Source organism: Desulfurispirillum indicum S5, assembly GCF_000177635.2.
Taxonomy (GTDB): Bacteria; Chrysiogenota; Chrysiogenetes; order Chrysiogenales; family Chrysiogenaceae; genus Desulfurispirillum; species Desulfurispirillum indicum.
In genome coordinates, this window is record NC_014836.1 from 731,225 (window position 1) to 755,216 (window position 23,992).

A 23,992-nucleotide genomic window follows, 5' to 3' on the forward strand; every position below is an offset into this window, starting at 1 on the left:
GATGTTTGGATCAGGTCAATCTACGCCACTTCCGATGACTTTGCCAAACTTAAACCCCTGTCCGATTTACTGGGCCCATTATAGACAGCGAAGCCCTCTTCAAAGAGTTCCCCCAGGGCGAAGCCTGTACCATCTACCCGAAAAAGGACATGTGGCACCTGCGCTCCCTGATGTTCACCGAGCCCGTGGATTACCTCATTGGCAGCTCCTACGGCAAGTTCTTGTGGCGCGACACCAAAACCCCATTAATACGAGTTGGTTTCCCCCTGTTTGACCGGCACCACCTCCACCGATACAGTATTCTTGGTTATCAGGGGGGAATCAACCTTCTCACCTGGATCGTCAACACCATCCTGGACGAAACGGACCGGGCCACCATCGATACCCCCAGTTTCGACCTGGTACGCTGACCCCGACCCCTGCTTTCCAACGCACAAAGCCCGCACCCCCAAAGGCGCGGGCTTTGTTGCAATGAGAGCCGAAGCTCAATTCCCCTCCACTGGAGGGGTGGCGCGAAGCGACGGGGTGGTGGGTTTATAAACAGGCGGCAGAAGAGTCTTTCGCCACAGACAAAGGCAGGACAGGAACACCAGACGAAAGGCAGAGCCTCACACGAAGCCACGAAGTACACGAAGGAAGACAGCTGCTCTCTGTGGTCTCTGTGGCAAGTTTCTGGAGTTTGACTGCCTTGAATCATTCAGGTATTTGAATGCATGAAAGGCAATTTCCTCTCGCCCAGCCGCAAAGGACGCAGAGAAGATGGGTAGCTAAATCAATTCTTTTGTATTTCCTTGGCGCTCTTAGCGTCTTAAGTGAGCGCAGCGAACGGGCGAGAGATATTGTCTTTTCTCTGACTGCCTTTTTCGTCGGCTGTTTCGTCAAGCGAAGCGGGTGGCAGGAATTCTTCGGCTGCCGAAAGCAATTTCCAACACACGTAAAGTAACCGGTAAAGGAATGTGACATGAAAATTATCCTCAGCAAATCCAACGACACCTACTCCGTCTACGTTCCCAAAAAGGATCTGGAAGAAAGCGTGGTGGATATCGCCCCCGAAGGTGGTTTCGGTGGAACTTTCACCCTGGCTAACGGCTGGCAGCTCTATATCGAGCCCATGGACGAAGAGCCACGGCTGCCCAAGACGCTGGATGCAAAAAAACTGTAACTCACAGCAAAAAAGCCCCCGCAGAAGTTTTCTGCGGGGGCTTTGGCGTTTCAGCAGCCTGCAAGGACTAGTTCTTGTCCTTGTCGATGATCTTGTTCTTCTGAATCCAGGGCATCATGGAACGCAGACGGGTTCCGGTCTCCTCGATCTGGGAATCAGCCAGGATGCGTCGCTCGGCGTGCATGCGGGGGTAGCCAGCCTGACGCTCCAGGATGAAGTCCTTGGCAAAGCGACCTTCCTGAATGTCCTTGAGGACTTCCTTCATGGCTTTTTTGGTTTCGTCGGTGATGATGCGTCTGCCGGTAACCATGTCGCCGTACTCAGCGGTGTTGGAAACGGAGTAGCGCATATCGGCGATGCCACCCTGGTAGAGCAGGTCGACGATGAGCTTCAGCTCGTGCAGGCACTCGAAGTAGGCCATCTCTTCGGGGTAACCGGCTTCCACCAGCGTCTCGAAACCAGCCTGAACCAGGGCCACTGTGCCGCCGCACAGAACTGCCTGCTCGCCGAAGAGGTCTGTTTCTGTTTCGTCTTTGAAGGTGGTTTCAATAATACCACTGCGGCCACCGCCAACAGCGCTGGCGTAGGAAAGGGAAAGCTCCTTGGCCTTGCCTGTGGCATCGCGGTCGATGGCGATCAGGCAGGGCACGCCGCCGCCAGCAGCAAATTCGCTGCGCACGGTGTGGCCGGGGCCTTTGGGGGCGATCATGATCACGTCCACACCTTCAGGGGCGTCGATCTGGCCGAAGTGCACGTTGAAGCCGTGGGCAAAAGCCAGGGCAGAACCGGGCTTGAGGTTCGGGGCGATTTCATTGGCGAAGACACCAGCCTGCAGCTCATCGGGGATAAGCACCATTACCAGGTCAGCCTTCTTGGTGGCATCGGCAACCAGCGCCACTTCAAAACCCTTGGCTTCGGCTTTCTTCCAGGAGGGGCCCTTGCGGCCCAGGCCGATGGTTACGCTGACACCGGAGTCGCGCAGGTTTTCCGCGTGAGCGTGGCCCTGGGAGCCAAAACCTATGATGGCTACCTGCTTGCCCTTGATGATATTCAGGTCACAGTCTTTGTCGTAGTACACCGTCATTGCCATAATCTATTCCTCCGTTACTTAAATGGTTCACCTGCGCGCCGGAAAAAGCCTGCTCCCAGCGGCCAATCAAAGAGTTATACGGATTCGGGGCTGAAAATACAAGGGGGAAAATCGTGTGCGGGGTTTCGGGCTGATGGTGTCCGTTCCATGTAAAAAACCCTGCAATGGGCTTGCAGGGTTGCTATGCGTTATATCTGGTGCCCAGGGCCGGAATCGAACCGGCACGAACATAAAGTTCCCAAGATTTTAAGTCTTGTGCGTCTACCAGTTTCGCCACCCGGGCAGGTGCATGGAGTATTACGTGGGTGTGAAACGGAAAAAGAGTGGAGGCGGCACCCAGATTCGAACTGGGGGTAAAGGATTTGCAGTCCTCTGCCTTACCACTTGGCCATGCCGCCAAAATAAAAATGGAGCGGGAAACGGGACTCGAACCCGCGACCCCGACCTTGGCAAGGTCGTGCTCTACCAGCTGAGCTATTCCCGCTCGAACGGATGGTGTTATACCAGAATTAAAACAGGTGTCAACACTATTTTTCCCGCGGTGCCAAATCCGGTGCAGGTTTTCAGCGATAACGGTCCATAAAGCGTTTCAGCGTCTTCAGGTCCGCCTGATACTGCATGCTGTCGGAGGCGCTCTCCAGGGAGTCAATGCGATAGTGGGCGCCGATGTTCTTGCGCCGGCGCAGGGCCCCATTCATGATGGCTGCGCCGAGCATTGCGTAGGGGGTGTCCATGGCGGCGATGGTTCGCATGCCCTCTTCCAGCAGTTCACGGGAGCGGATGATACCCGCTTTCTTCCACATGGTCTTCTGCAGGTCTGCGGGGATACTGCCGAAGGTGTCGCTGATGGGGCTGTGGTCTTCCTGGAAATCCCGGAGGGGGTTTTGGAGGCTGTAACTGTCTTCAAGGGCGCTGATGGCGGCGCGCTGGCCGAAGACGAGCCCTTCGAGGATGGAGTTGGAGGCCAGGCGGTTGGCGCCGTGAACGCCAGCGCAGGCAACTTCGCCTGCGGCGTAGAGGCCGGATACGTGGGTGCGGGCGGTGATGTCGGTCAGTACCCCTCCCATGGCGTAGTGGGCGGCAGGGGAGACGGGGACGGGCTCGCGGGAGATGTCCACGCCATACTGCAGGCAGGTTTCGTATATGGTGGGAAAGCGTTTCTGGACAAATTCCTCACCCAGGTGGCTCACCTGGAGGGAGATTTTCTGCCCGGTCTTTTCCATTTCGAAATGGATGGAGCGGCTTACCACATCGCGGGGTGCCAGCTCCAGCATGGGGTTGTAGCGTTCCATGAAGCGTTCTCCCGCGTGGTTGAGCAGGATGCCGCCTTCGCCACGCATGGATTCCGAGAGCAGGAAGGGTGGGCAGCCGTCGATATTGAGGGCGGTGGGGTGGAACTGCACGAACTCCATATCGGCCACATGGGCACCGGCCTGCAGGGCCAGGATGATGCCGTCGCCCGCTGCCACGTCAGGATTGGTGGTCAGTCCGTAAATTCTGCCCAGTCCACCTGTGGCCAGGATGACGCCCTTGGCCGTGGCCTGATAGCCTTTGCCATCCTTGATGAATCGCACCCCGTAGACGTGATTGTCGTGGTGCAGCAACTCCATGGCACGGGCGTTTTCCCAGAGGGTTATTTCATCCATGGCGGCCGCGCGGGCGGTCATGGCGCGCTGGATTTCATGGCCGGTGGCGTCACCGTTGGCATGGATGATGCGGTTCAGGCTGTGGGCCGCCTCGCGGGTCAGCAGCAGGCCCCCGGTGGCTTCGTCGCGATCAAAACAGGCGCCCCAGTCGATGAGTTTCTGGATGAGGCCAGGTCCGGAGCGTACCAGGTACTCAACGGCTGAGCGGTTGTTGAGGTGGGCTCCTGCGTTGAGGGTGTCCTCCAGGTGAAGTTTGAAACTGTCGCTGGGGTCCAGCACTACGGCGACGCCACCCTGGGCGTAGTTGGTATTTGTCTCTTTGTGGAATGATTTATTGAGAACCAGTACCCGGCAGCCTTCCTCGGCCAGGGTCAGGGCCGCAGTCAGGCCGGCGCCACCGCCGCCAAGGACGATAAAATCGAAAGGTTCCATGGTGTTGTGCCTCTTTCCCCGCAGGAAATGGGTAGAATTGAAAACGGGGCATTATAGGGCAAGTTGTGCTACGCCTCAAGCACAAGCGCAGTTTTTGATGCTGCGCCCAGGGGAAATGGATGCGCAGGCGCGGGGCAGCGTCACCAGGGGTGCGTTTGCGCAGCTGGTTACAGGTTCGCCATGATTGCCAGGAAACCGTGGATCATTGCCAGCGCCATGATAACGAAGCCAACCTGGCGGTGAAGTCCGAAGGGAACCTTGATGCGGCGCGTTCCACTGAGCAGTTGAAAGGCCAGCAGCGCCAAGATGAGAATTCCCAGCAGCAGAATAATGGAAATACCGGCTATGGTCATGCAGATCTCCTCAGGAAGAGTCGTTCAGGAGTCGGTAACGGTAATGGTGTGAAAGGCTTTGCCGTCGCTGCCGTGGAGGTTGCAGTTGCCTTCTGCCACGAGCTGTACGGTCTGCTGCACTTCCAGGGTCGTTTCCAGGGTGAAGTTTTCACTGGGAGGCCGGTTAAAGGCCGAGAATTCCCAGCGGGCGATTTCCTGGTCATCGGCTTTCAGGAGTACCCAGTTGGTGAAGTGGATAAAGTTGTTGCCCCGGTGGGTGACGTGCAGTGTGATGGTGATGGCAGCGCCCCGGAGGGCACGGTCGGGGGCGCTCAGGCTGACGGAGGTGCGGTTTGCCAGCGCCAGGGCAGGGGGGTGGGCAATGGTGGCCAGGGCAGAGGCCGCCAGGGTTTTCATGAAATCGCGACGTCTGAGGTTCATGGATGTTTCCTCCAGTGGTTCAGGGGGAACGGCAGGATTGCGACGACGTATTTCAGGAAAAAATATCAGAATTCTCGCTCCGATGCACGGACAGCGTGCGGAAAATTTCGGGAACTGCCAGCAGGGACAGCGCGTAAAATCCTTTTGAAAAATATTGTCCATGCTGCTAATCTGCCCATTTGCCATTCATTTCTCCGAACGGAAGAGACTGTGAAAACCATATTCTGCGAAATTCATCTGCCCCATATCCGTCATAATTTTCGCCTGCTGCAGCAGCGGGCTGGACATACCCGAATTGTCGGAGTGGTCAAAGCCGACGCCTATGGCCACGGCGATGTTCCCGTGGCACTGTGCCTGCAAAGCGAGGGCTGCACCCATTTCGCGGTGGCGAGGGTCCACGAGGGCATAAAACTGCGCAAGGCGGGTATCCATGGGGATATCCTGATCATGAGCGGCTCATTCCCCAACGAGTTTGCGGCCCTGCGCGAGTTCAATCTGACCACGGTGGTGTACTGTGAAGAGAACATTGAAGAGATGGTGCGCGAGGGCATCAGCGTTCCCGTGCACATCAAAATAAATACCGGCATGAATCGCCTGGGCTTTCGTCCCGATCGGCTGCCCTGGGTCTATCGCACCCTGACCGAGGCGGGTTTTGCCGTGCGCGGCATCATGACCCACATGGCCTGTGCCGACGAACCGGGTTCACCCACTATCGGCGCCCAGGAAAATCTCTTCTACCGCAGTCTGGAACCATATTTTCAGGAGGGAATGCTGGGACACCTTTCCAACAGCGCGGGGATTTTCACCCTGGATAATCTCGGTTCCCTGGCTCGTCCGGGCATTATGCTCTACGGGGGAAACCCCTTTGCCGACAAGACGGTTGACTTGCGGCCAGCCATGACCTTCAAAACGAAGATCCTCCAGGTGAAGCGGGTTTTCCCCGGTGAGGGCATCTCCTACGGCCACAGTTTTGTCGCCGACCGGGAAATGCTTGTGGCGACAGTGGCTGCCGGGTATGCTGATGGCTATTCCCGCCTGCTCAGCAACAAGGCCCGCGTCCTGGTAAATGGACAGTATGCCCCCCAGGTGGGGCGGGTGTGCATGGATATGAGTATGGTGGATGTGACCCACATTCAGCCCGCCCGCGGGGATGAGGTGGTGCTCTTCGGTGAACAGCGTGGGCAGTGCATATACGCCTCCGAGCTGGCCGAACTCATGGGAACCATCGACTATGAGGTTTTCTGCGGGATTTCTCCGAGGGTGAAGCGGATTTATACGGGAGCCTAGGTCATGACGCGTATTCTCAACTCCCTGGGACAGGGAATGTACCATGCTATGCAGGTTTCGGGGATGATCTTCTTCACCTTCCTGCATTCGGCGCTGTGGCTCTTCCGTCCTCCCCTGCGTCTGCGCGTTATCTTCAAACAGTTTGAATCCATCGGTGTCAACTCCATTTTCGTGGTGCTGCTGACGGGAACCTTTACCGGCATGGTTCTGGCCCTGCAGCTCTATATCGGCTTCAGTCAGTTTCACGCTGAATATCTGGTGGGAGCGGTCTCCGCCCTGGCGATTTTCCGTGAGCTGGGGCCGGTGCTGACGGCCCTGATGGTGACGGCCCGCGCGGGCAGTGCCATGGCGGCAGAGCTTGGCACCATGAAGGTGACGGAACAGATCGATGCCCTGCGCACGATGGCGGTGGACCCGCACCAGTATCTGGCCACACCCCGTATTCTGGCGAGCTTTGTCATGCTGCCGGTGCTGACCATGGTGGCCAACGCCGTCGCTATCGGCGGCTGCTACTTCGTGGGGGTAAAACTGCTGGGGATCAACCCGGTGGTCTTTGTGGATCAGATCATCATCTTTGTGGATATGGGCGACATCATCAACGGCCTGATCAAGTCGGCGGCCTTTGGCCTGGTCATGGGCTCTGTGTGCTGCGGTATCGGCATGAACGCCAGTAAGGGTGCTGCCGGGGTGGGCCAGGCCACCACCACTTCGGTGGTGCTGACTTCCACGCTGATTCTGGCCGTGGACTATATTCTGACGGCGCTGATGTTCTGACGGGATGCTGAAAAAGTCTCACGCCCGCAAAGCGCTGTGCTATACTGGGGCGACAGGAGAAAGACAGGAGTTGCAGCTCAGGTGATACGTATCCGCGATCTCCATAAAAGTTTTGGCAAGAACCATGTTCTGCGAGGCCTGAATCTTGACATCGAAAAGGGCAGGATCACGGTCATCATCGGCGGTTCCGGTTCCGGCAAGTCGGTGCTGCTGAAACACCTGATCAAGCTCATGGAGCCCGATAGCGGCACCATTGAGTTTGACGGCCAGGTACTTGGTCGCATGAACAGCCGTGAGTTGCTGAACTTCCGGCGGCAGTTCGGCATGCTTTTTCAGGAGTCGGCCCTCTTTGACTCCATGACTGTGGAGGAGAACATCGCCTTTCCCATGCGCGAGCACACCCGCTGGAGCAAGGCGGAAATCCGCGCCCGCGTGCGGGAAAAACTGGACATGGTCGGCCTGGGGGAGGTTGAGGATCGCCTGCCTTCCGAGCTTTCGGGAGGGATGCGCAAACGGGTGGGCCTGGCCCGCGCCATTGCCATTGATCCCCAGTATATCCTCTACGATGAGCCCACGACGGGCCTTGACCCCATTATGACCCGTTCCATCAACCGACTGATTCTGGATACCAACGCCAAACTGGGGACGACGTCCATTGTCATCTCCCATGATATCAAGGGTGCTCTGAAAATGGCTGACCGGATCATCATGCTCCACTATGGCGATATCCTGGCCGCAGGAACTCCCCAGGAGATTCTGGAATCTGACAACGAGACGATACAGTCCTTCATTGCCTATGACGTCAAGGGAGAGCTATGAATATTACTGCCGAAGCCAAGGTGGGGCTGCTGGTCATTGTGGCCTTTGCCCTGCTGACATACGCCAGCGTACAGCTTGGAGATCTGCGCCTTGACGGCGACAACTACTACGCCGTTGAGTTTGCCTTTGAGGATGTGGCAGGCCTGAATCGCGGAGCCCGGGTCAAGATGTCGGGGGTCTCCATCGGTTCCGTGGAAAGCATCCTGCTGGAAAATGGAAAGGTTATCGTCAGCGCTTCCGTGGAGCGAAAGTATCCGGTGGCCGAGAACGCGCCAGCCCGTATTCTCACCGAGGGGGTTCTGGGGGAAAAGTACCTGAGTATTGACCATGTGCCCGGTGCCAGGGCTTTTCTGGGCGATGGGCAGCGCAGCCAGCACTTCAACAGTCGCGAGGGCACCGAGGATCTCATGGCCACCCTGGGCAAGGTGGCGGCTGATGTCTCGCAGATCACCGAAAACCTGCGAACCTCCATCGGCAGCCCTCAGACCAATGAAAACATCAACGAGATGATCTTCTACCTGCGTGAGCTGAGCTTCAACCTGAGCCAGATTGTGGCGGCCAATCAGGAGAACCTGAACCGCACATTGGACAATGTGGCCCATATCACCGAAACCCTGCGGGAGATCACCACCCGCAACGAGCACAATATCAACGCGCTGATCGAGAACATGGAAGTGCTGACCCGCAGCCTGCGTCAGCAGACACCTGAAGTGATGAGCAGTGCCCGCAGTGCCTTTGACAGTGCCGATGGGGCCTTTGGCGAACTGCACGGTATCCTGGCGGAAAATCGCGCCGATATCCGCACCACCACTCACAATTTCGGGCAGCTCAGCGGCGACCTGAGCACCACGTCGCGCCACCTCAGCGAAATTACGGAAAAGATCAACACTGGCGATGGAACCCTGGGCAAGCTGGTGAATACCGATGAGCTCCACGAAAGCCTGCTGGCAGCCAGCCGTGGCATAGAGGAGATGACGGGGATGATCGGCGGCCTGCGTACTGATATCACCGTGCGTTCGGAGTTCCTGACCGAGCAGTCGGAAAATCGCGGCATCTTCAACGTGCGGTTGACCCCCGAGGGCACGAACCGCTTCTACGATATCGGCCTGGTGGCTACGCCCTTCGGGCGCGATTCCCGCACCATCAAACGCACGGTCGTGACCGACAATACCACGGGAACCGTGACCAGCGATACCACCACGCTGGAGGACAAGAACGACTACTCCTTCGAGTTCAATGCGATGTTCGGCTTTGTGCCTCGGGAGAACCTGGAGTTCCGCCTGGGCCTGATGGAGACTACTTTTGGCGCCGGTGTTTCCTATGTGCCCCCCTGGTTTGATCGTCGCCTGCGGGTTTCGGCTGAAGCGTTTGACTTCTCGCCCCGCCAGGACGACATGGAGACACACCTGAAGTTTTACGGCGATCTCTACCTGTCAGAGAACTTCTTCTTCACTGCCGGCTATGATGATCCCCTGAACGACCACCGCAAGAGTCCTTTTGTGGGCGTCGCCTTTACCTTCACCGACGAGTACATCAAGTACCTGTTGGGTGGCATGTCACTGCCCTGAGCAGGCTTCTGAAAAAAACCATCTGCTGCGTTGCCCGCATTCGCTCGTCATTGCAGCGTACGGGGAGTACGCTGCATTCCTCGCTTCGCGAGCGCCTTGCATCTGAACATTTTCAATTGCCTGCGGGTTTTGAGGTATTTCAGTAACTCAAGTTTCGCATCTTGTTGTCTTAGGTTAAGGTGTTATTATTCTGACATTTATCGCGCTGAAACTGTATTGATTTTGAATGCTTGACTTATCTTGTATTTCACTTTTTGTTTCCGGATATTGTCCTTTTTGACCGCGCAAAAAGGACCCAAAAACGCCCCCCCGAACGCCCGTTTTTCCGGATCGTTAGCTCGCCTGTTCTGGAGATCCGACAGACACTGCCTCCCTGCAGTGCTGCCGGACCACTCACTTCCTGTGAGTGTCCCGTGCGGGTCTTGCCAGTCAGGCTTCGCACTCACCGGACGGGCTCAGGGGGGAACGGCCTGCTTCTGTCTCTCCCCCGTGGGCTGGCCCAGCCAGGACGCGCCGACTGTCAGGCTGCTGAAAAGCCATCATCTGCTGCGTTGCTCGCCAGTGCTCGTCACTGCGACGTACAGGGAGTACGCCTCGCTCCTCGCTTTGCCCGCGCCTTGCACCTGAGAGCTTTTCAATTGCCTGTATAACGCGATGGACCCGCAGGGTTGCCGCCACGAGGGCGGCAACCGCAAACCAAAAGCCACGGAGGGCGGTTGTTTGCGGTCCCCAGTTCCAGGCGAGCGGACGGCTGATAAGGGCAGCACTGGGGGCCGCTTCCCAGCCACTTTTGGCGACCCAAAAGTGGCAAAAGAAACTCATAAACAGGGAGAGGGCAATGTCAAGCGACGCAGTCTGTGCAGAACCATTTCCTCCATTTCAGCATGGCATGTGGGTCGGCGCCGACAACCTGCCGTTTCGGGGGTGCGAAACTTCAGTCAGTAAGCTCTCAGGGGTGTTCTTGTTGGCGGCTAATCCTGGGCATTTACCCGCACCCCGTCGGCTACCTGGTCGCCAGGGTGCGTGATAACCAGCTCGCCGGCAGCCAGACCGGAGAGTATCTGCGTGCTCAGGCCGCTGCGACGGCCGATATCCACTGCGCGCAGTCGCGCCCGCCTGTTTTCCACCGTAAAGACCTTCCAGCCATCGGCCTGACGAAAGAGGGCGCTGGTGGGAATCTGAAGGACTTCCTCCTCTTCCCACAACACAAAGCGCGCTTCAATGCGGAAGCCATCTCCAAGATTCTGCCACTGGAGGCGGGGTGAGATGATTTCCACCTGCACCGGCACGCGCTGTTCGTCTACTCCCAGGGCTGAAACGCGCTTGAATCCCGCCGGTTCAACACGGCGCACTCGCCCCTCCAGGTCTTCGCCGCCTCCCCAGCGCTCCAGGAGAACCCGCATACCCTTCGCAATGCGCACCGCATCCATGGAGAGTACATCCACCTGAACTTCCAGCTGGTCCAGGTTGCCGATTTCCAGCACCGGCTCACCGGCCTGAATCACTCCTTCGCAGCAGCGGTCGCGGCGCAGCACAACGCCACTGACCGGCGCCTGGATGCTCAGAAGGGTATCTTCTGCGCTGACCCGGGTGCCTTCGGTGACCTCCAGCACGGCGCGGGCATTCTCCATTTCATAACGGGCCACCTCAACGGCGGCGGCTGCTGCCTGTTCAGCAGCGCGGCTGCGCTGCTGGTCGCTGAGGGCTTTCTCCAGAACATTATCGGCGATGATGTCGCGCTGGAATAGCTGCTGCTGCCGCAGGTACTCACTTTCGGCAAAACGGGCTTCCACATCACGGCTGTGGTGTTCGGCCCGGGCCATTTCCAGGCGGGCACGGGCGGCCAGAAGGTTTTCGCGGGCCTGATCGCGGGTGCGCACATCCAGCGCCGGTGCCGGGGCGGGCTCAATGGTGAACACGGCGTCACCGGCGGTGACCTGGTCGCCCGGTTCCAGCTCTAAGCGGCGCAGCAGGCCGCTGATGGGCGCGGAAATGGTATAGGTGTCGCGCAGACGGGTATAGCCCTCATCTTCCACATATTCCGCAAAATAGCCGTGGCGGGCGGCACTGGTCGAGACTGAAACCGGCGAAGGCATGAGGGCCAGGAAGAGCAGCCCACCGAGGGCCAGGAGAAAGATGGCAGTGGTTATTTTCTTTTTTCGATTCATGGTGGTTTCCTTATTCGGTTTTCAGGGCGGCAGCCATGTCCAGATCCTTCAGGCGACGCAGGATCAGCAGGATGGATAAGGACGACGCCAGCAGGACGCCGAGGGCGGCAAAGGCATAGACCTGGTGGCTGACCACCAGGGGCAGTCGGAACAGTTCACTGCTGAAGGCCTCGTTGACCATGAGGGCGAAGCCGGTGCCGATCAGCCAGCCCAGCGGAATAGCCAGAAACGTCAGCAGAGCTGCTTCGCCGATCAGAACCCAGGCGACTTCTGCCTGGGTAAAGCCCAGCACCCGCAGGGTTGCCAACTCCCGGTACCGCTCGGCAAAGGCGATGCGGGCATTATTATACACAACGGCAAAGGCAATGGAACCAGCCATGACCAGCAGAATGCCCATGAAGACCAGCATGGTGTCCTCCATGTAGGTGCGGATAACGCGCTCGGCATTGGATATCTGCCCGATGCTGGCTACGGCGGGGATTTGCCACAGGCGTGGGAAAAGCTCCTCTTCGAGGCTGCGATCTGTCATGAGCCAGGCGCCGGAGATCACAGGCCCCTCCCGCAGCAGGCGGTTGAGGGCGCGCCGTTCCATATAGGCCCCCACGCCGATCAGGTCGTCCACGGTGCCCGCCAGGGCGACGCTGATGGTTCGCCGGTGGCCTTCCATGATTTCCAGTTCCACCATGTCACCTTCCCGCACGTCCAGATAGCCGGCAATATAGCTGCTGAGCAGCAGGCCTTCAGGGGGGAGGGTTATGGGCTGGTAGCGCGCGTCCAGCAGGCGATGCATCTGGGGCTGCGCCTCCATGCCCTGGATGGCGGTGCGATAGTCCTTGCGTCCATGAATCAGGCGCACGGGCACATTGCGATAGGTTTCCACAAAAGAGACGCCCGGCAGAGCGCGCAGCTCGGCGGCTGCTCTCTGGGGCATCTGTTCCGAGAATCCCAGGTTCAGATCCATATGAAGAACCTTGCGGTACTGCAGGTCGAGCAGAAAACTGACGGAGCCGAACTGGTAGCTGCCCATGAGCAGGAGCGCACCGGAAAAACTGATGCCGGTCACGGTGAGAAAGGCTTTGACCCGATGGCGTGAGAGGGTGCGCACGATGATGCGGCTGGTCTGCCCCAGAAAACGTCCCAGCGCCAGCTGTTCAAGCCAGCCTCGCTGGAAGCGTTCCGGCGCAGGCGGGCGCATGGCTTCGGCCGGTGCCTGGGAGACGGCGCTCTGCACCGCCCGCGAAGCTCCCAGGATCGCTGCTCCGCAGGCAACAGCCAATCCCAGTGCCAGGGTGGAAGGCTGCAGTCGAAAGCTCATGACGGGGAAGCGGTAGTATTCGGCGTAGATACCCGCCATACCCTGGCCCGCCCATATTCCGAGGGCGATGCCCAGCAGGCTGCCCAGCACGGCGATCAGGCTGGTGAGCAGAATGTAGTGCAGAGCGATCTCCCGGTTGCGGTAGCCAAATGCCTTGAGGACGGCAATCTGCTGGCGCTGGGTGTGGACAATGCGGCCCATGAGCACGTGCAGCAGGAAGGCTGCCACGCCCAGGAAGATGGCCGGCAGTACCATGGCCATGCCTCGCAGCTGGTTCAGCTCTTCATGCAGAAAACGGTGGGAAATCTGATCATGGCGGCCATAGGCGCCAATGCTGCCGTAGGGCGCCAGGATGAGGTCGACGGCGTCGATCACCGTGTCCATATCAGCGCCGGACTGCAGGCTGAGCAGGACACTGTTGAAGGCGCCATCCATGTCGAGGGCGTTGGCCAGAGCGCGACGATTCATCCACAGCACGCCATAGCGGTAGTAGTCGGGCATGAGGTCATTGGGCCCCAGGAGATAGATGAACTCTGGCGAGAGGCCCACGCCGCTGATGGTCAGGGTTTCCAGACGCCCATTGATGATGGCTCTGATCTGGTCTCCCGTGTGGAGCTGATGGGCCTGGGAAAAGGTTTCGGTGATCAGTACCTGGTCGGCATAGCCTGGCTGGGGGAGGCTCCCTTCCCGGAGATAGACGCGGTTGAGATCCGGCTGATGGCCATCGGGCAACGCGAGGATCAATCCGCGCACCGGATCGGAAAATCCATCCACTTCCAGACGTACCGGTGCCAGCACACGGGTCTGCACCTGACTGACCCCGGGGATCAGGCGCAGTCGCTCGGCCACACCCTCTGGCGCGCGCTTGACTTCGCTGAATATGTGGGCAAAATGCTGCTCCTGATAAAAGCGGTCACGGGAGAGGGTGATGGCGTCAAGGGTCATCACCGAGAGGATGAGCACCATGACGCCGGCGGCAATCACCACGGCGATGGCGGCAACCTGACCTTTCATGGTCAGCAGATCGCGCAGCAGCTTGCGGTGCAGGGCGCTCACCAGTGCAGCTCCCGGGGAGGAAGGCGGTGCGTGTTCTCCTGGGTATCGGCAATCTGTCCGTCACTGAGGCGAATGACGCGATCAGCCATGTGGCCGATGACTTCGTTGTGGGTGATGATGACGGTGGTGGTGCCCAGTTCGCGGTTGATATGCTCTATGGCTTCCAGCACCAGCACGCCGGTGCGGGAATCCAGGGCACCGGTTGGCTCGTCGCACAGCAGAACGGCAGGCCTCTTGGCAATGGCCCGGGCAATGGCCACCCGCTGCTGCTCCCCTCCTGAAAGCTGGGCGGGGAAGTGATCCATGCGATCCCCCAGTTCCACCAGCTGCAGGGCCTCTTCGGGGGTCATGGGGCTGGGACTGATCTCCGTGGCGATGGCGACATTTTCACGGGCGGTGAGGCTGGGAATAAGGTTGTAAAACTGAAAGACAAAACCGACATGCTCCCGGCGAAAGCGGGTCAGCACCTGGTCGCTGGCACTGCTGAGCAGTTGGTCACGGTAGCGCACTTCGCCGTCGCTGGCGCTGTCCAGCCCGCCAAGGATATTGAGCAGGGTGGATTTGCCCGACCCCGAAGCACCCAGCAGAACCACCAGCTCGCCGGCATAGAGCTGTAAGTCCACTCCCCGCAGAGCGTGGATGGTGACCTCGCCCATGGGGTAGGTTTTCACCAGGTTGCGGGTTTCAAAGATAGCGGATTTGTCGTTGGAAACGGCTTGCATGGAAACCACTCCAGGGAGTTGTGGGTGTTGAGTGAATGGCGTGGCTGTTTCAGATACATAGTAAAACCATTATCATGACCGGTCAAGAAAGTTACAAAACCGCCATGGAGGGAAGGGTCTCGCCGGGTAAAATAAATGTGTCAATATGGTTCAAAATAAGGTGTTGCGGGATTTTTGGGTTGATTTTCCCGGCCCATTTTTCCATAATACTCTTACCTGATTTTATCGCCATTTCAGGTGGTTTTTACTCCTCACTCATCGTCCGGGATCTGCACAATCCCGGACCTTTTTTTCCTGCGAATGCAGGAGGAGGTTACCAATGAGAAAGAAAATCGTCATCCCGATGGTTGTCACGGTGGCACTGGTGGCGCTGGCGTTTCTGGCTCCCATGAAGCGTTCTGAGCCAGTGGGCCAGTACGTGGTGGTTTTTGCCGATTCGCGCACCTGGAATGTGGTTGTCAAGGATGACGGCGAACTCTTCAGACTGTATAAGACGGAACTGATTGGTTCCACCTACCTGGATCTGGTCAGCAGCCCCCATAATCATATGGAAATCGCGCAGATCGTTGGTGCCCATGCCAATAAGCCCATCACGCAACTTGTCCGCTCATCGGAAAGCAGGGGTTAGAGCCCCTGCTTTTTTTCGTGGTTCAGCAGCCACACTTTTCGCTCGATACCCCAGCCGAAGCCACCCAGTCCTCCATGTGCCGCAACCACCCGATGGCAGGGAATGATAATGCCAATGGGGTTTGCTCCCACAACCCGTCCTGTTGCTCTGGCACTGCCGGGGCGGCCTGCCCGCCGGGCCAGTTCCCCATAGGTAATCTGCTGGCCCCAGAGGATCTCTGCCCGCAGGAGTTGCCATACTGTACGGCTGTATGCGCTGCCATGGGGGGCGAGGGGAAGATCAAAAAACCTGCGCCGGCTGTCGAAGTACTCCTGCAGCTGGATGCTGCAGGCGCGGGTCAGGTGGTTACTTGTACCTTCCTGTGCTGAGGTGTTGTCATCAAAGCTGACGCTGAAAATGGCGTCTGTGGTCGCTCTGATATACAGGGTTCCCAGAGGGGTCGGCAGGGACTGCTGGTACTCAGTACAGCTTTTCACGGTTATCCTCCCTTCGCTTGAGGTGTATGGCCCCGGTGGTGGCCAGCCCTGTGCACACCAGAATATAAAGAGTAATGGCCAGGGCGATGGTTTGCAGTGATATGTTCGCGTCGATGGCAAGCCCCATGAGTACAGGGGCTATGGCGGTGGAGACAACCATGATGCCCTGGTTCAGTGCCCGGATGGAGCCGAGAAAACGTGTCCCGTAAGCTTCAGCCCACAGTGAATTGATGACCGGATGGGCGCTGCCCAGAGTGATGGCAACCAGGGCCATATAGAGGAAGAGAATAAAGGGGTGGCAGAGGAACGCCAGCAAGGTGACCCCCAGCGCCATGGGGAGAAGAATACAAGGCAGAAGGGTACGGGCGCCAAGGCGGTCCACAAGAGGTCCCATGAAAAAAATGCTGAGAATGTGGATTATGGCAAACAGGCTGAAGCCGCTGGCGATAAGACTCAGGGACCATGCTTTCTGCTCGGCGATAAATAGCTGATGAAAGAAGATGCCGGTGACAATGGCTGGAGTCGCGGTTGCGGCCGGGATTATCAGGAAGAAAAGGGGGTCGCGTATCACTTGGCGGGTGCTCCAGGAAGGGGTGCCGTCACGGCTTGTGCCGTCAGGAAGTGCTTCCTGGATGAGTGCGCAGGAGGAACCGCGAAGGAGCCAGAGCAGCCAGGGCAAAGCGACGAAGACGAGGATCGCGGCGAAAATGCCCCAGCCGGTGCGCCAGCCGGTAATGGCGACGACCATTACTGCCACGGCAGGGAAAATACCTTCTGCTGCAGCAAATCCCATGGCGGCAATACTCAGGGCTTTGCCGCGAGCAGTGTGAAAGCAGCGAGCCATGGTAGTGATGGCGGCGTGGGAGATCAACCCCTGGCCGTGGAGGCGCAGCAGAAATATGGACAGAAGCAGAATGATCCACGTGGAGGCGCTTGCCAGCAGAGCGCACGCGAAAGCCAGACCGAGGCAGACGGCGATGACAAAGGTTTGCAGTCTGATGCGGTCGACAAGTTGGCCAAGCCAGATCAAACTGACGCCGCTGGCCAGGGTTGCCAGTGAATATATCATGCTGAATTCACCGTGGCTCAGGGAGAAAGCATCGCGGATATCGGTGTTGAAAAGTGAAATAAAATAGGTCTGACCGAATCCGGAAAAAAAGGTGCCAAAGAAACCAAACGCCAGGAGTCCAGGGTGTTTTCGTATCAGATCCAGGTAGCTTCGCATATGTCCTCGTTGCGGATTGTGCAGCTGTACACAGTAAGGTGGCCAGGGTGCGTGAGTGGTTCTCAGTTTGTCTTGTCAAGAGTGTGGCGTGAGTGTACATTTCAGGTGCATATTTTTAATTGTGACCGTATCTTTGGGTGGAGGGAACGTTGATGGCTTCGGATCTGTCGGTAATCAGATACAGTTCGCCTTTTTCCCGTATACGCACACTGCTGCTGCTGATCTTGCTGGTGTTTCTGACGACGGTCGGGCTGGCACTGTTTTCCCACTCCTTTATGAAGGAGCATATGCTGCGGCAGCAGTTGAATGCGACTGACGATCTTTTGTCAACGGTGGTCTCCTCATCCATCACCCCCTGGGTTGCCACGCGCCTGCACTATCTGGATACCCTTTCCAATGATAGCGCACTTCACGGGGCGATACACAGCGGAAATTTTCCCCCGGAGCTTCTGAATCGCTGGCAGGCCCTGCTTGATTTTACCGACGATGTGTTCTTTGTCTACTTTGGCAATACCACTACAGGCGAGGTAACACTCCTGCCCGACGATACCCCATTGCCGCCCGATTTTAACATGTATGAGCGTCCCTGGTATAAAAAGGCCATGGAGAATCCCGGCGAAGTTGGCTGGACAGATCTCTATCCGGAAATTATCACCGGTATCTCCCAGATTTCAGCGGTGGTGGCGGTCAGTGACCTTGAGAACAGCAGCCACCTTGGTGTTATGGCCATAGATGTTTCCCTCGGGCAATTGCAGCGCATTTTGAGTACGGTGGAACTGCCGGAGGGAGCGGAGCTGGTGCTCTATGACCGTCATCAACAGCCAATTACTGCCTCACGCCTTCAGCCACGCTATGAACACCTGTGGAGATCGGAGTATCTCCCACTCAGGGAAAACGGTTATCTGACGGCTCCCGGTGGGACGGTGGTCTTCCTCTCTTCCATGGATATTCCGGAAACAGGCTGGCGGCTGGTGCTCTTTACGCCCCACCACAGCTTCTACGAGCCAATTTACCCGCTGCGTAACGCGGGCATTGCCGTCGGGCTGCTGGTGCTTGTGCTGTCACTTATTGTGCTGCTGCGCTTTTTGCGCGCCCTTTCCCGCAGAACCAGCAATCTGGCGCGCTACTTCCAGGAGGCTACCTGCGACGCCTTTGTGCCCCGCCGCATTATCACCGGCGACGATGAGTTCGCCATTCTCAACGACCAGTTCAATAGTGTTATCTGCGAACGCAAAAGGGCAGAAGAGGCGCTGGCCGAAAGTCGTCGACAGCTCAGCTCGCTGATGTCGAACCTGCCGGGGATCGCCTATCGCTGTCGTAACGATGAGCACTGGACCATGGAGTTTGTCAGTGAAGGGTGCCAGGAGCTGACGGGGTATGCCGCAGGCGACCTGGTGCTGAACAGGGTGATTTCCTTTAACGATATAATTCACCCCGGGGAGCGTGATGCCATCAGTCGCAAGTGGAGTGATGTCCTGAAGGAACGTGGAGTTTTCCGTCACGAGTACCGCATCACCACTGCCGATAAGCAGGAAAGGTGGGTCTGGGAGCAGGGGCGTGGTGTCTACGATTCCCAGGGGAATCTCGTCGCCCTTGAGGGCTTTATCACGGATGTCTCGGCGCGCAAAGAAGCGGAGAAAATTCTGCTGGAGTTTAATCAGCAGCTGAGTAAGCGTGTCGAAGCGGAAGTGCGCAGCCGCACGCAAAGCGAGACGAACTTTCAGGTGCTCTTTGAGAAGAGCCCTGAGGGTATTCTTATTCTCAGCGAGCAGGGGATCTTTGTGGAATGCAATCCCATGGGGGCGCATATCCTTGGCTATACACCGGAGGAAATTATCGGCCGTTCGCCGGCTGAGATCTCGCCAGATCAGCAGCCTTTGCTGAGTGAGTCCAGTGGGCAGAAGATGTTCGGGATTCTGCAGCAGGCTTTCTGCCAGGAGATGACGCGTTTTGAATGGGTGCACCTGCACAAACTGGGCGCAGAAGTTATTCTGGAGGTTGTTCTGACGCCGATCACCAGGGGTGAGTGCCGTGAGCTGCTGGTGGTCTGGCGGGACATGACGGAGGTCTACCGCCTGCAGCAGGAGCGCGAGCAGCAGTGTGCCATTGTCATACAGCAGGCCAAGATGGCGGAGCTGGGAAGCATGATTGGCGCCATCGCTCACCAGTGGAATCAGCCTCTCAGCACGATATCGGTTATAGCCCAGGGTGTTGTGGACATGTACGAACACGATGAGCTCAGTCACGGAGAGCTCAGCGACTCCATCGCAACCATATTGCAGCAGATTGCCTTCATGGGGCAGACCATCGAGGATTTCCGCACGTTTTTCATCCCTTCGCGCCAGGCTGTCGCTTTTGATGTGGTGGCTTCGGTTGTCCAGGTCCAGAATCTGCTCAAGCTGCGTCTGATGAATCAGAATATCACTGTGCGCGTGGAGAACAGCGCTTCACAGTTGGCCATAGGTTACCCAGGTGAGTTCAAGCAGGTGGTGCTCAATCTGATTAACAATGCCTGCGACGCCTTTGATGAGCGTCATGTGGCGCAGCCGGAGATTCTGGTGAGGGTTTCACTGGACGGACCTCGGGTCGCGGTTGCCGTATGTGATAATGGAGGAGGAATTCCTGAAGAGCTTTTGCCGGAGAAGCTTTTTGAAGCATTTATCTCTTCCAAAGGTGAGAAGGGCTCCGGAATCGGCCTGTGGATGAGTCGACTGATCGTGGAGAAGATGCACGGCAGCATACGGGCCTTCAATGAAGGCGATGGCGCCTGTTTTGAGATAAGACTGCCAGGCCAGCTCTCACCAGTTCAGGGGCAGGCTGATCCACTGTCCGCTGTCGAGGAGTAAGCTTACTTCTTTTATCCCAAGCTGTTCATCCATCTCAAATGGGAGTGCCTGCCACTGCAGTGCAGTGAGGTTCTGCCGCTTGTGCCCGGCAATTTTGCTGCGCAGGCGCGGGTGCGCGCGCAGCGCGACCGCTGATTCCCTGTAGGGAAGGAGCGCCTGCAGGCAGAGCCGCGATTCCACCAGCTCTCCAAAGGCCGGGTGCCAGGGCCCTGCCACAATGGTCTCGCGCAGGGAGTCTCCGTCCTGCAGCCCCATGCGAACGATATGAATACCGCGTTCCCGGAAGCGGGACACGGCCCGGGAGCACATCTGGATGGCCTGTTCCAGGTCAAGGGGCGTGTAGTGGCCACTTTCATACATCGTGTGCAGGGTGGTGCCGCGAAGCACCAGGGTGGGATAGAGGCGTACCCCATGGGGGGAGAGTGCGATGGTGTCAGTGATGGTCCGCAGAAAGCTGGCCTGATCCTCCCCCGGCAAGCCGGGCATAAGCTGAATGACGCTCTGCCAGCTGCGCTGGTGGAGTGCTGCAACAACTCTGTGCAGCTGATCCATGTCGGTGGGGATACGGCCGGACTGCTGCTGTACCCGGATATCCGTTGACTGTACTCCCAGCTCAATGGCTTCACAGCCGCCCTGCTGCAGGATATCCAGCACTTCGTGATGTATGGCGTCGGGGCGGGTGGAGCAGCGAAATCCCGTGATAAGCCCTTCAGAGCGCAGGCGCCTGGCAGTATCGACATACTCCTTGAGGCGCATCCGGGGCAGGGCGGTAAAAGAGCCGCCGTAGAAGGCGAGCTGGGCCGGTTGGCCGTCAGGGTTGCGGCTTTTCACCAGTGTTTCCACGTCGATGGGGCTCGGAGCTGGTGTCGCGGTTATCGCATGCTGATCACAGAAGACGCAGCTGCTGGAACATCCCTGCATGGGAAGAAAGACGGGAATGATCACAGACGTGCTCCCATAGGCGAATCAGCCGGCAGTATAGTCTTTATCTTCCTGCTTGCGGGTGGTCTTGCGCAGTTCTTTGATTTCCGCTTCCAGGGTGTTGATGCGGTCAATCAGGCAGTTGAAGACCTTGGCGACGGGATCTGGCATATCGTCATGCTGCAGGGATATTCGCACCTGCTTCTGGAAGGTTTCGCTGTCGCGGCTCGAATCGCCGCGTGGCTCATCTTTTGCTTTCTGGCCAGGGATTTCCTTGCCGGGAATGCCCACGACGGTGCTGCCCGGGCTGACCGCGCGAACCACAACGCTGTTTGAGCCGATTTTTGCTCCCGCTCCCACGGTGAAGGGTCCCAGGATTTTTGCGCCAGAACCGATAACCACCCCATCCTCCAGGGTCGGGTGTCGCTTTTCTTTCGCCCAGCTGGTGCCCCCCAGGGTGACCTGATGATAGAGAGTGACGTCATCGCCGATTTCCGCTGTTTCGCCAATGACCACTCCCATACCGTGGTCGATAAAGAACCGGCGTCCGATGCGGGCACCGGGGTGAATTTCAATGCCGGTGAGAAAGCGTGCCAGGTGGGAGTGCAGGCGGGCGGTCAGGAAGAGCCGGCGCTGCCAGAACCAGTGCGAAACCCGGTGCATCCAGATGGCATGCAGCCCGGGGTAGCACAGAATGACCTCAATGCTGTTGCGGGCAGCAGGGTCCCGACTGAAAACCGAGTCGATATCCTCTTTCATATGCCGCAATGCTCTGATCAGTCCCATATTGATTCTATCCTCGTGCTCTGTACGTTGGTCTGTGTCCTTTTTGCCTAAACGGGAACTACCATGATGCGCTCATCCAGTTTTTCACGCAGTATCCCCAGAATTGCCTGCAAGGTACCGGTGTTGCTGCTGGCACAGCCAGCGCAGGCACCTGAATACTGAATGAAAACGAGGATCTCGTTATCACCTTCCTTGATGTCCACCAGTTCGACGCTGCCGCCATCCCGTGCCAGCATAGGCTTGACATGGGCGGTCAGTGCTTCGTCGATGGCCTTGATTTTGCCGACCAGCGACATGGCCTTGAAGTCAGTGGCTGAGGCCTGCTCTTTGATCTGCTCGGCGTCCATTTCCGCGCGTACCCGCTTGAGTATATCCACCAGGTAGTGCTCGCGCTTCTCATGACCACCCGGCTGGATGCAGGATTTGCAGAAGGCTCCGGCTTTGGTGTAGTCGGTGATCGCCTCTACGGTTTTGAGGTTATTGATGCGGATGACTTCTTCAATGGTGCCCAGGGAGACGCGGGCGCACTCGCAGACGATGACTTCCTCTTCCAGGCTGGCTTCATCCACCTGTTTGTAGATAGCGGCTGCGCGCTTGATGACGTCGTAGGCCATGACGCTGCAGTGCATTTTCTGGGGAGGAACTGCCGGAATTTCAGGGTCGTCGCGCAGGGCCATTTCCACATCAATGTTGGTAATTTTAATGGCTTCGTCAACGGTCTTGCCGATACACAGTTCCGCCATGACATCACTGGAGGCGATGGCCGTTCCGCAGCCAAAGCTTTTAAAACGGCAGTCGAGGATGCGGTGAGTGGTCGGGTCAATGACCCAGTAGAGGCGTACGGCATCACCACAGGATTCAGCGCCATAGTCGGCGACGATGAGCTTGCCGCCCATTTTCAGTGCCTGAACCTCTGTGATATCGCCACGATGCTTTGGATCTGCCATGCGGCGGTTGACTTCCTGGGAGTATTCACTCCACAGGGATCCACCGAGTAAGTCTTTTTTGGCCATGTCTGTTCCACCTTTTATTCTGTAGGAAGTCTTTTTGCTATTGCGGCTCCGGCATCTGGCAGGCCGGGCCGGGGGTTGCGTAGGTTGACGAGATGTCGCGCAGGCGTCCGATGACCTTGGGCAGGAGGGCGATGACCTTGTCTATCTCCTGCTCCGTGGTAAAGCGGCTGAGGCTGAAGCGGACACCCGTGTGAGCCAGATCCTTGTCGGCGCCAATGGCGGAGATGATGGGATTGGCTTCCAGGGACTCTGAAGCACAGGCGCTGCCCGTGGAAACCGCGATGCCGTGGCGGTTGAGATCCCAGATCAGGGCTTCACCTTCTACTCCGCGTATACTGGCCAGGATGGTGTTGGGGGTGCGCTGAGAGCGGCTGCCCACGACGATGATATCGGGCAGGGCCAGCAGGGCGTCTTCCAGTTTGTCCCGCAGGCGGCGGACTTCGCGGATTTCGTATCCGAGGTTTTCCACGGCCAGTTCCATGGCCATGCCCATGCCGACCATGCCTGCCACATTGACGGTTCCTGAGCGCAGTCCGCCCATGTGCTCACCGCCATGGAGCAGGGGAACCATGGGTACGCCTTCACGGATGTAGAGGCCACCTACCCCTTTGGGGCCGTGGAACTTGTGGGCGCTGAAGGTCAGGTAGTCGACGGGGACGTCCTGTACATTGACCTGCAGCTTGCCGATGGCCTGAACCGCGTCGGTGTGAAAGAGCACGCCGCGGTTTCTGCAGGCGTAGGCGATCTCCTTGATGGGGAAGATCATTCCCGTTTCGTTATTGGCCCACATGATGGATGCCAGAGCAGTGCGCGGAGTGATAGCGGCCTTGACGTCTTCAACGCTGACGATTCCCTCCTGATTGACCGGCAGGTAGGTGACCTCCACGCCGAGGCTCTCCAGAAAGCGGCAGGTTTCACCCACGGCGGGGTGTTCCACTGATGAGGTGATGATATGGTTTTTGTCGCCATTGCGAATGAGGTCGTAGTACGCGCTCATGATGACGGTGTTGTTGCCTTCGGTGGCGCAGCTGTTGACGATAATGTCGTCTTCGTCAGAGGCATTGATGCCGGCATACAGCTGTTCCATTGCCTGGGCCAGAGCAGGTTTTACTTCCGAGCCAAAGGAGTGCAGGGAGTTCGGGTTGCCATACATCTGCACAAAGTAGGGTTCCATTACCTGAAAGACTTTCGGATCGACTATGGTGGTTGCGTTGTTGTCCAGATAAATGCGTTCCATGCTGTTACCTTTCTCTCTCTACCGTCAAAGCCTACAATGCTGGACTGG

20 protein-coding genes, 3 tRNA genes and 1 pseudogene are annotated in these 23,992 nt (G+C 57.8%); 8 read left to right on the top strand and 16 right to left on the bottom strand.

What is annotated here, in order from left to right; all coding sequences use genetic code 11:
• Positions 1-89: 89 nt before the first annotated feature.
• Together SELIN_RS03535 and nifT are read left to right on the top strand one after the other, a co-directional pair.
• A pseudogene (locus SELIN_RS03535) lies at positions 90-410 on the top strand (nitrogenase component 1); the annotation flags it as partial.
• A gap of 551 nt (positions 411-961) precedes the next feature.
• Positions 962-1,162, top strand: a complete 201-nt coding sequence (gene nifT / locus SELIN_RS03540; RefSeq protein ID WP_013505326.1) for a putative nitrogen fixation protein NifT — start codon at positions 962-964, stop codon at positions 1,160-1,162.
• A gap of 67 nt (positions 1,163-1,229) precedes the next feature.
• On the opposite strand, the gene ilvC is transcribed toward nifT, so the two are convergent.
• The 7 genes from ilvC to SELIN_RS15215 all read right to left on the bottom strand — a co-directional run bounded on the left by ilvC (position 1,230) and on the right by SELIN_RS15215 (position 5,103).
• Positions 1,230-2,252 (bottom strand): ketol-acid reductoisomerase, encoded by a 1,023-nt coding sequence (gene ilvC, locus SELIN_RS03545; RefSeq protein ID WP_013505327.1) that lies wholly within the window; start codon positions 2,250-2,252, stop codon positions 1,230-1,232.
• Between the two features lie 195 nt (positions 2,253-2,447).
• Positions 2,448-2,535, bottom strand: a tRNA-Leu gene (locus SELIN_RS03550).
• A gap of 41 nt (positions 2,536-2,576) precedes the next feature.
• Positions 2,577-2,650 (bottom strand) — tRNA-Cys (locus tag SELIN_RS03555).
• A gap of 10 nt (positions 2,651-2,660) precedes the next feature.
• Positions 2,661-2,736, bottom strand: a tRNA-Gly gene (locus SELIN_RS03560).
• A gap of 79 nt (positions 2,737-2,815) precedes the next feature.
• On the bottom strand, positions 2,816-4,330 hold the full coding sequence (nadB, locus tag SELIN_RS03565; protein ID WP_013505328.1) for an L-aspartate oxidase: 1,515 nt from the start codon (positions 4,328-4,330) through the stop codon (positions 2,816-2,818).
• 167 nt (positions 4,331-4,497) lie between these two features.
• Positions 4,498-4,683 carry a hypothetical protein gene (locus SELIN_RS03570; RefSeq protein ID WP_013505329.1) on the bottom strand — a complete coding sequence of 62 codons (186 nt, stop codon included), beginning with the start codon at positions 4,681-4,683 and terminating at the stop codon, positions 4,498-4,500.
• Positions 4,684-4,707: 24 nt separating this feature from the next.
• Entirely contained in the window at positions 4,708-5,103 is a 396-nt protein-coding gene (locus tag SELIN_RS15215) for a desulfoferrodoxin family protein (RefSeq protein WP_013505330.1), read from the bottom strand.
• A gap of 210 nt (positions 5,104-5,313) precedes the next feature.
• Between SELIN_RS15215 and alr the strand changes: the two genes are divergently transcribed.
• From alr to SELIN_RS03595, 4 genes are all read left to right on the top strand, one after another.
• Positions 5,314-6,390: an alanine racemase gene (alr, locus tag SELIN_RS15220; RefSeq protein ID WP_013505331.1), complete on the top strand. Its 1,077-nt coding sequence runs from the start codon at positions 5,314-5,316 to the stop codon at positions 6,388-6,390.
• Between the two features lie 3 nt (positions 6,391-6,393).
• Positions 6,394-7,164: an MlaE family ABC transporter permease gene (locus tag SELIN_RS03585; protein ID WP_013505332.1), complete on the top strand. Its 771-nt coding sequence runs from the start codon at positions 6,394-6,396 to the stop codon at positions 7,162-7,164.
• A gap of 81 nt (positions 7,165-7,245) precedes the next feature.
• The gene (locus SELIN_RS03590) at positions 7,246-7,983 is read left to right on the top strand and encodes an ABC transporter ATP-binding protein (protein WP_013505333.1); all 738 of its coding nucleotides are present in this window, start codon (positions 7,246-7,248) and stop codon (positions 7,981-7,983) included.
• Positions 7,980-9,551, top strand: a complete 1,572-nt coding sequence (locus SELIN_RS03595; RefSeq protein ID WP_013505334.1) for an MlaD family protein — start codon at positions 7,980-7,982, stop codon at positions 9,549-9,551. Before SELIN_RS03590 ends, SELIN_RS03595 begins: the two co-directional genes overlap by 4 nt.
• A 971-nt stretch (positions 9,552-10,522) precedes the next feature.
• Here the strand turns inward: SELIN_RS03595 and SELIN_RS03600 are convergent.
• The 3 genes from SELIN_RS03600 to SELIN_RS03610 are packed head-to-tail and all read right to left on the bottom strand — an operon-like array spanning position 10,523 to position 14,812.
• Complete coding sequence (locus SELIN_RS03600; protein ID WP_013505335.1) at positions 10,523-11,719, bottom strand: efflux RND transporter periplasmic adaptor subunit; 1,197 nt, start codon at positions 11,717-11,719, stop codon at positions 10,523-10,525.
• 10 nt (positions 11,720-11,729) lie between these two features.
• Positions 11,730-14,090: an ABC transporter permease gene (locus SELIN_RS03605; protein ID WP_013505336.1), complete on the bottom strand. Its 2,361-nt coding sequence runs from the start codon at positions 14,088-14,090 to the stop codon at positions 11,730-11,732.
• Positions 14,087-14,812, bottom strand: a complete 726-nt coding sequence (locus SELIN_RS03610) for an ABC transporter ATP-binding protein (protein ID WP_013505337.1) — start codon at positions 14,810-14,812, stop codon at positions 14,087-14,089. Before SELIN_RS03610 ends, SELIN_RS03605 begins: the two co-directional genes overlap by 4 nt.
• 319 nt (positions 14,813-15,131) lie before the next feature.
• Between SELIN_RS03610 and SELIN_RS03615 the strand changes: the two genes are divergently transcribed.
• A complete protein-coding gene (locus SELIN_RS03615; RefSeq protein ID WP_013505338.1) occupies positions 15,132-15,440 on the top strand; it encodes a hypothetical protein in 309 nt (102 codons plus the stop codon).
• On the opposite strand, the gene SELIN_RS03620 is transcribed toward SELIN_RS03615, so the two are convergent.
• Both SELIN_RS03620 and SELIN_RS03625 read right to left on the bottom strand, forming a co-directional pair.
• Positions 15,437-15,916, bottom strand: a complete 480-nt coding sequence (locus tag SELIN_RS03620) for a methylated-DNA--[protein]-cysteine S-methyltransferase (RefSeq protein ID WP_013505339.1) — start codon at positions 15,914-15,916, stop codon at positions 15,437-15,439. The genes SELIN_RS03615 and SELIN_RS03620 overlap by 4 nt on opposite strands.
• Positions 15,900-17,141 carry an MFS transporter gene (locus SELIN_RS03625; protein WP_013505340.1) on the bottom strand — a complete coding sequence of 414 codons (1,242 nt, stop codon included), beginning with the start codon at positions 17,139-17,141 and terminating at the stop codon, positions 15,900-15,902. Before SELIN_RS03625 ends, SELIN_RS03620 begins: the two co-directional genes overlap by 17 nt.
• 152 nt (positions 17,142-17,293) lie before the next feature.
• On the opposite strand from SELIN_RS03625, the gene SELIN_RS03630 reads away from it, so the two are divergent.
• The gene (locus SELIN_RS03630; protein WP_013505341.1) at positions 17,294-19,987 is read left to right on the top strand and encodes a PAS domain S-box protein; all 2,694 of its coding nucleotides are present in this window, start codon (positions 17,294-17,296) and stop codon (positions 19,985-19,987) included.
• On the opposite strand, the gene SELIN_RS03635 is transcribed toward SELIN_RS03630, so the two are convergent.
• The 4 genes from SELIN_RS03635 to SELIN_RS03650 are packed head-to-tail and all read right to left on the bottom strand — an operon-like array spanning position 19,940 to position 23,944.
• Positions 19,940-20,932: a radical SAM protein gene (locus SELIN_RS03635; protein ID WP_013505342.1), complete on the bottom strand. Its 993-nt coding sequence runs from the start codon at positions 20,930-20,932 to the stop codon at positions 19,940-19,942. The two genes, SELIN_RS03630 and SELIN_RS03635, sit on opposite strands and share 48 nt — an antisense overlap.
• 21 nt (positions 20,933-20,953) lie before the next feature.
• Complete coding sequence (gene cysE / locus SELIN_RS03640) at positions 20,954-21,694, bottom strand: serine O-acetyltransferase (protein WP_013505343.1); 741 nt, start codon at positions 21,692-21,694, stop codon at positions 20,954-20,956.
• Between the two features lie 47 nt (positions 21,695-21,741).
• Positions 21,742-22,707: an iron-sulfur cluster assembly scaffold protein NifU gene (locus SELIN_RS03645; RefSeq protein ID WP_013505344.1), complete on the bottom strand. Its 966-nt coding sequence runs from the start codon at positions 22,705-22,707 to the stop codon at positions 21,742-21,744.
• Positions 22,708-22,744: 37 nt separating this feature from the next.
• Positions 22,745-23,944 (bottom strand): NifS family cysteine desulfurase, encoded by a 1,200-nt coding sequence (locus SELIN_RS03650; RefSeq protein WP_013505345.1) that lies wholly within the window; start codon positions 23,942-23,944, stop codon positions 22,745-22,747.
• Between the last annotated feature and the right edge of the window lie 48 nt (positions 23,945-23,992).

Coding starts and splice junctions, on each gene's coding strand:
- nifT (WP_013505326.1), top strand. CDS start 962: ATGAAAATTATCCTCAGCAAATCCAACGACACCTACTCCGTCTACGTT.
- ilvC (WP_013505327.1), bottom strand. CDS start 2,252: ATGGCAATGACGGTGTACTACGACAAAGACTGTGACCTGAATATCATC.
- nadB (WP_013505328.1), bottom strand. CDS start 4,330: ATGGAACCTTTCGATTTTATCGTCCTTGGCGGCGGTGGCGCCGGCCTG.
- SELIN_RS03570 (WP_013505329.1), bottom strand. CDS start 4,683: ATGACCATAGCCGGTATTTCCATTATTCTGCTGCTGGGAATTCTCATC.
- SELIN_RS15215 (WP_013505330.1), bottom strand. CDS start 5,103: ATGAACCTCAGACGTCGCGATTTCATGAAAACCCTGGCGGCCTCTGCC.
- SELIN_RS03585 (WP_013505332.1), top strand. CDS start 6,394: ATGACGCGTATTCTCAACTCCCTGGGACAGGGAATGTACCATGCTATG.
- SELIN_RS03595 (WP_013505334.1), top strand. CDS start 7,980: ATGAATATTACTGCCGAAGCCAAGGTGGGGCTGCTGGTCATTGTGGCC.
- SELIN_RS03600 (WP_013505335.1), bottom strand. CDS start 11,719: ATGAATCGAAAAAAGAAAATAACCACTGCCATCTTTCTCCTGGCCCTC.
- SELIN_RS03610 (WP_013505337.1), bottom strand. CDS start 14,812: ATGCAAGCCGTTTCCAACGACAAATCCGCTATCTTTGAAACCCGCAAC.
- SELIN_RS03615 (WP_013505338.1), top strand. CDS start 15,132: ATGAGAAAGAAAATCGTCATCCCGATGGTTGTCACGGTGGCACTGGTG.
- SELIN_RS03625 (WP_013505340.1), bottom strand. CDS start 17,141: ATGCGAAGCTACCTGGATCTGATACGAAAACACCCTGGACTCCTGGCG.
- SELIN_RS03630 (WP_013505341.1), top strand. CDS start 17,294: ATGGCTTCGGATCTGTCGGTAATCAGATACAGTTCGCCTTTTTCCCGT.
- cysE (WP_013505343.1), bottom strand. CDS start 21,694: ATGGGACTGATCAGAGCATTGCGGCATATGAAAGAGGATATCGACTCG.
- SELIN_RS03645 (WP_013505344.1), bottom strand. CDS start 22,707: ATGGCCAAAAAAGACTTACTCGGTGGATCCCTGTGGAGTGAATACTCC.
- SELIN_RS03650 (WP_013505345.1), bottom strand. CDS start 23,944: ATGGAACGCATTTATCTGGACAACAACGCAACCACCATAGTCGATCCG.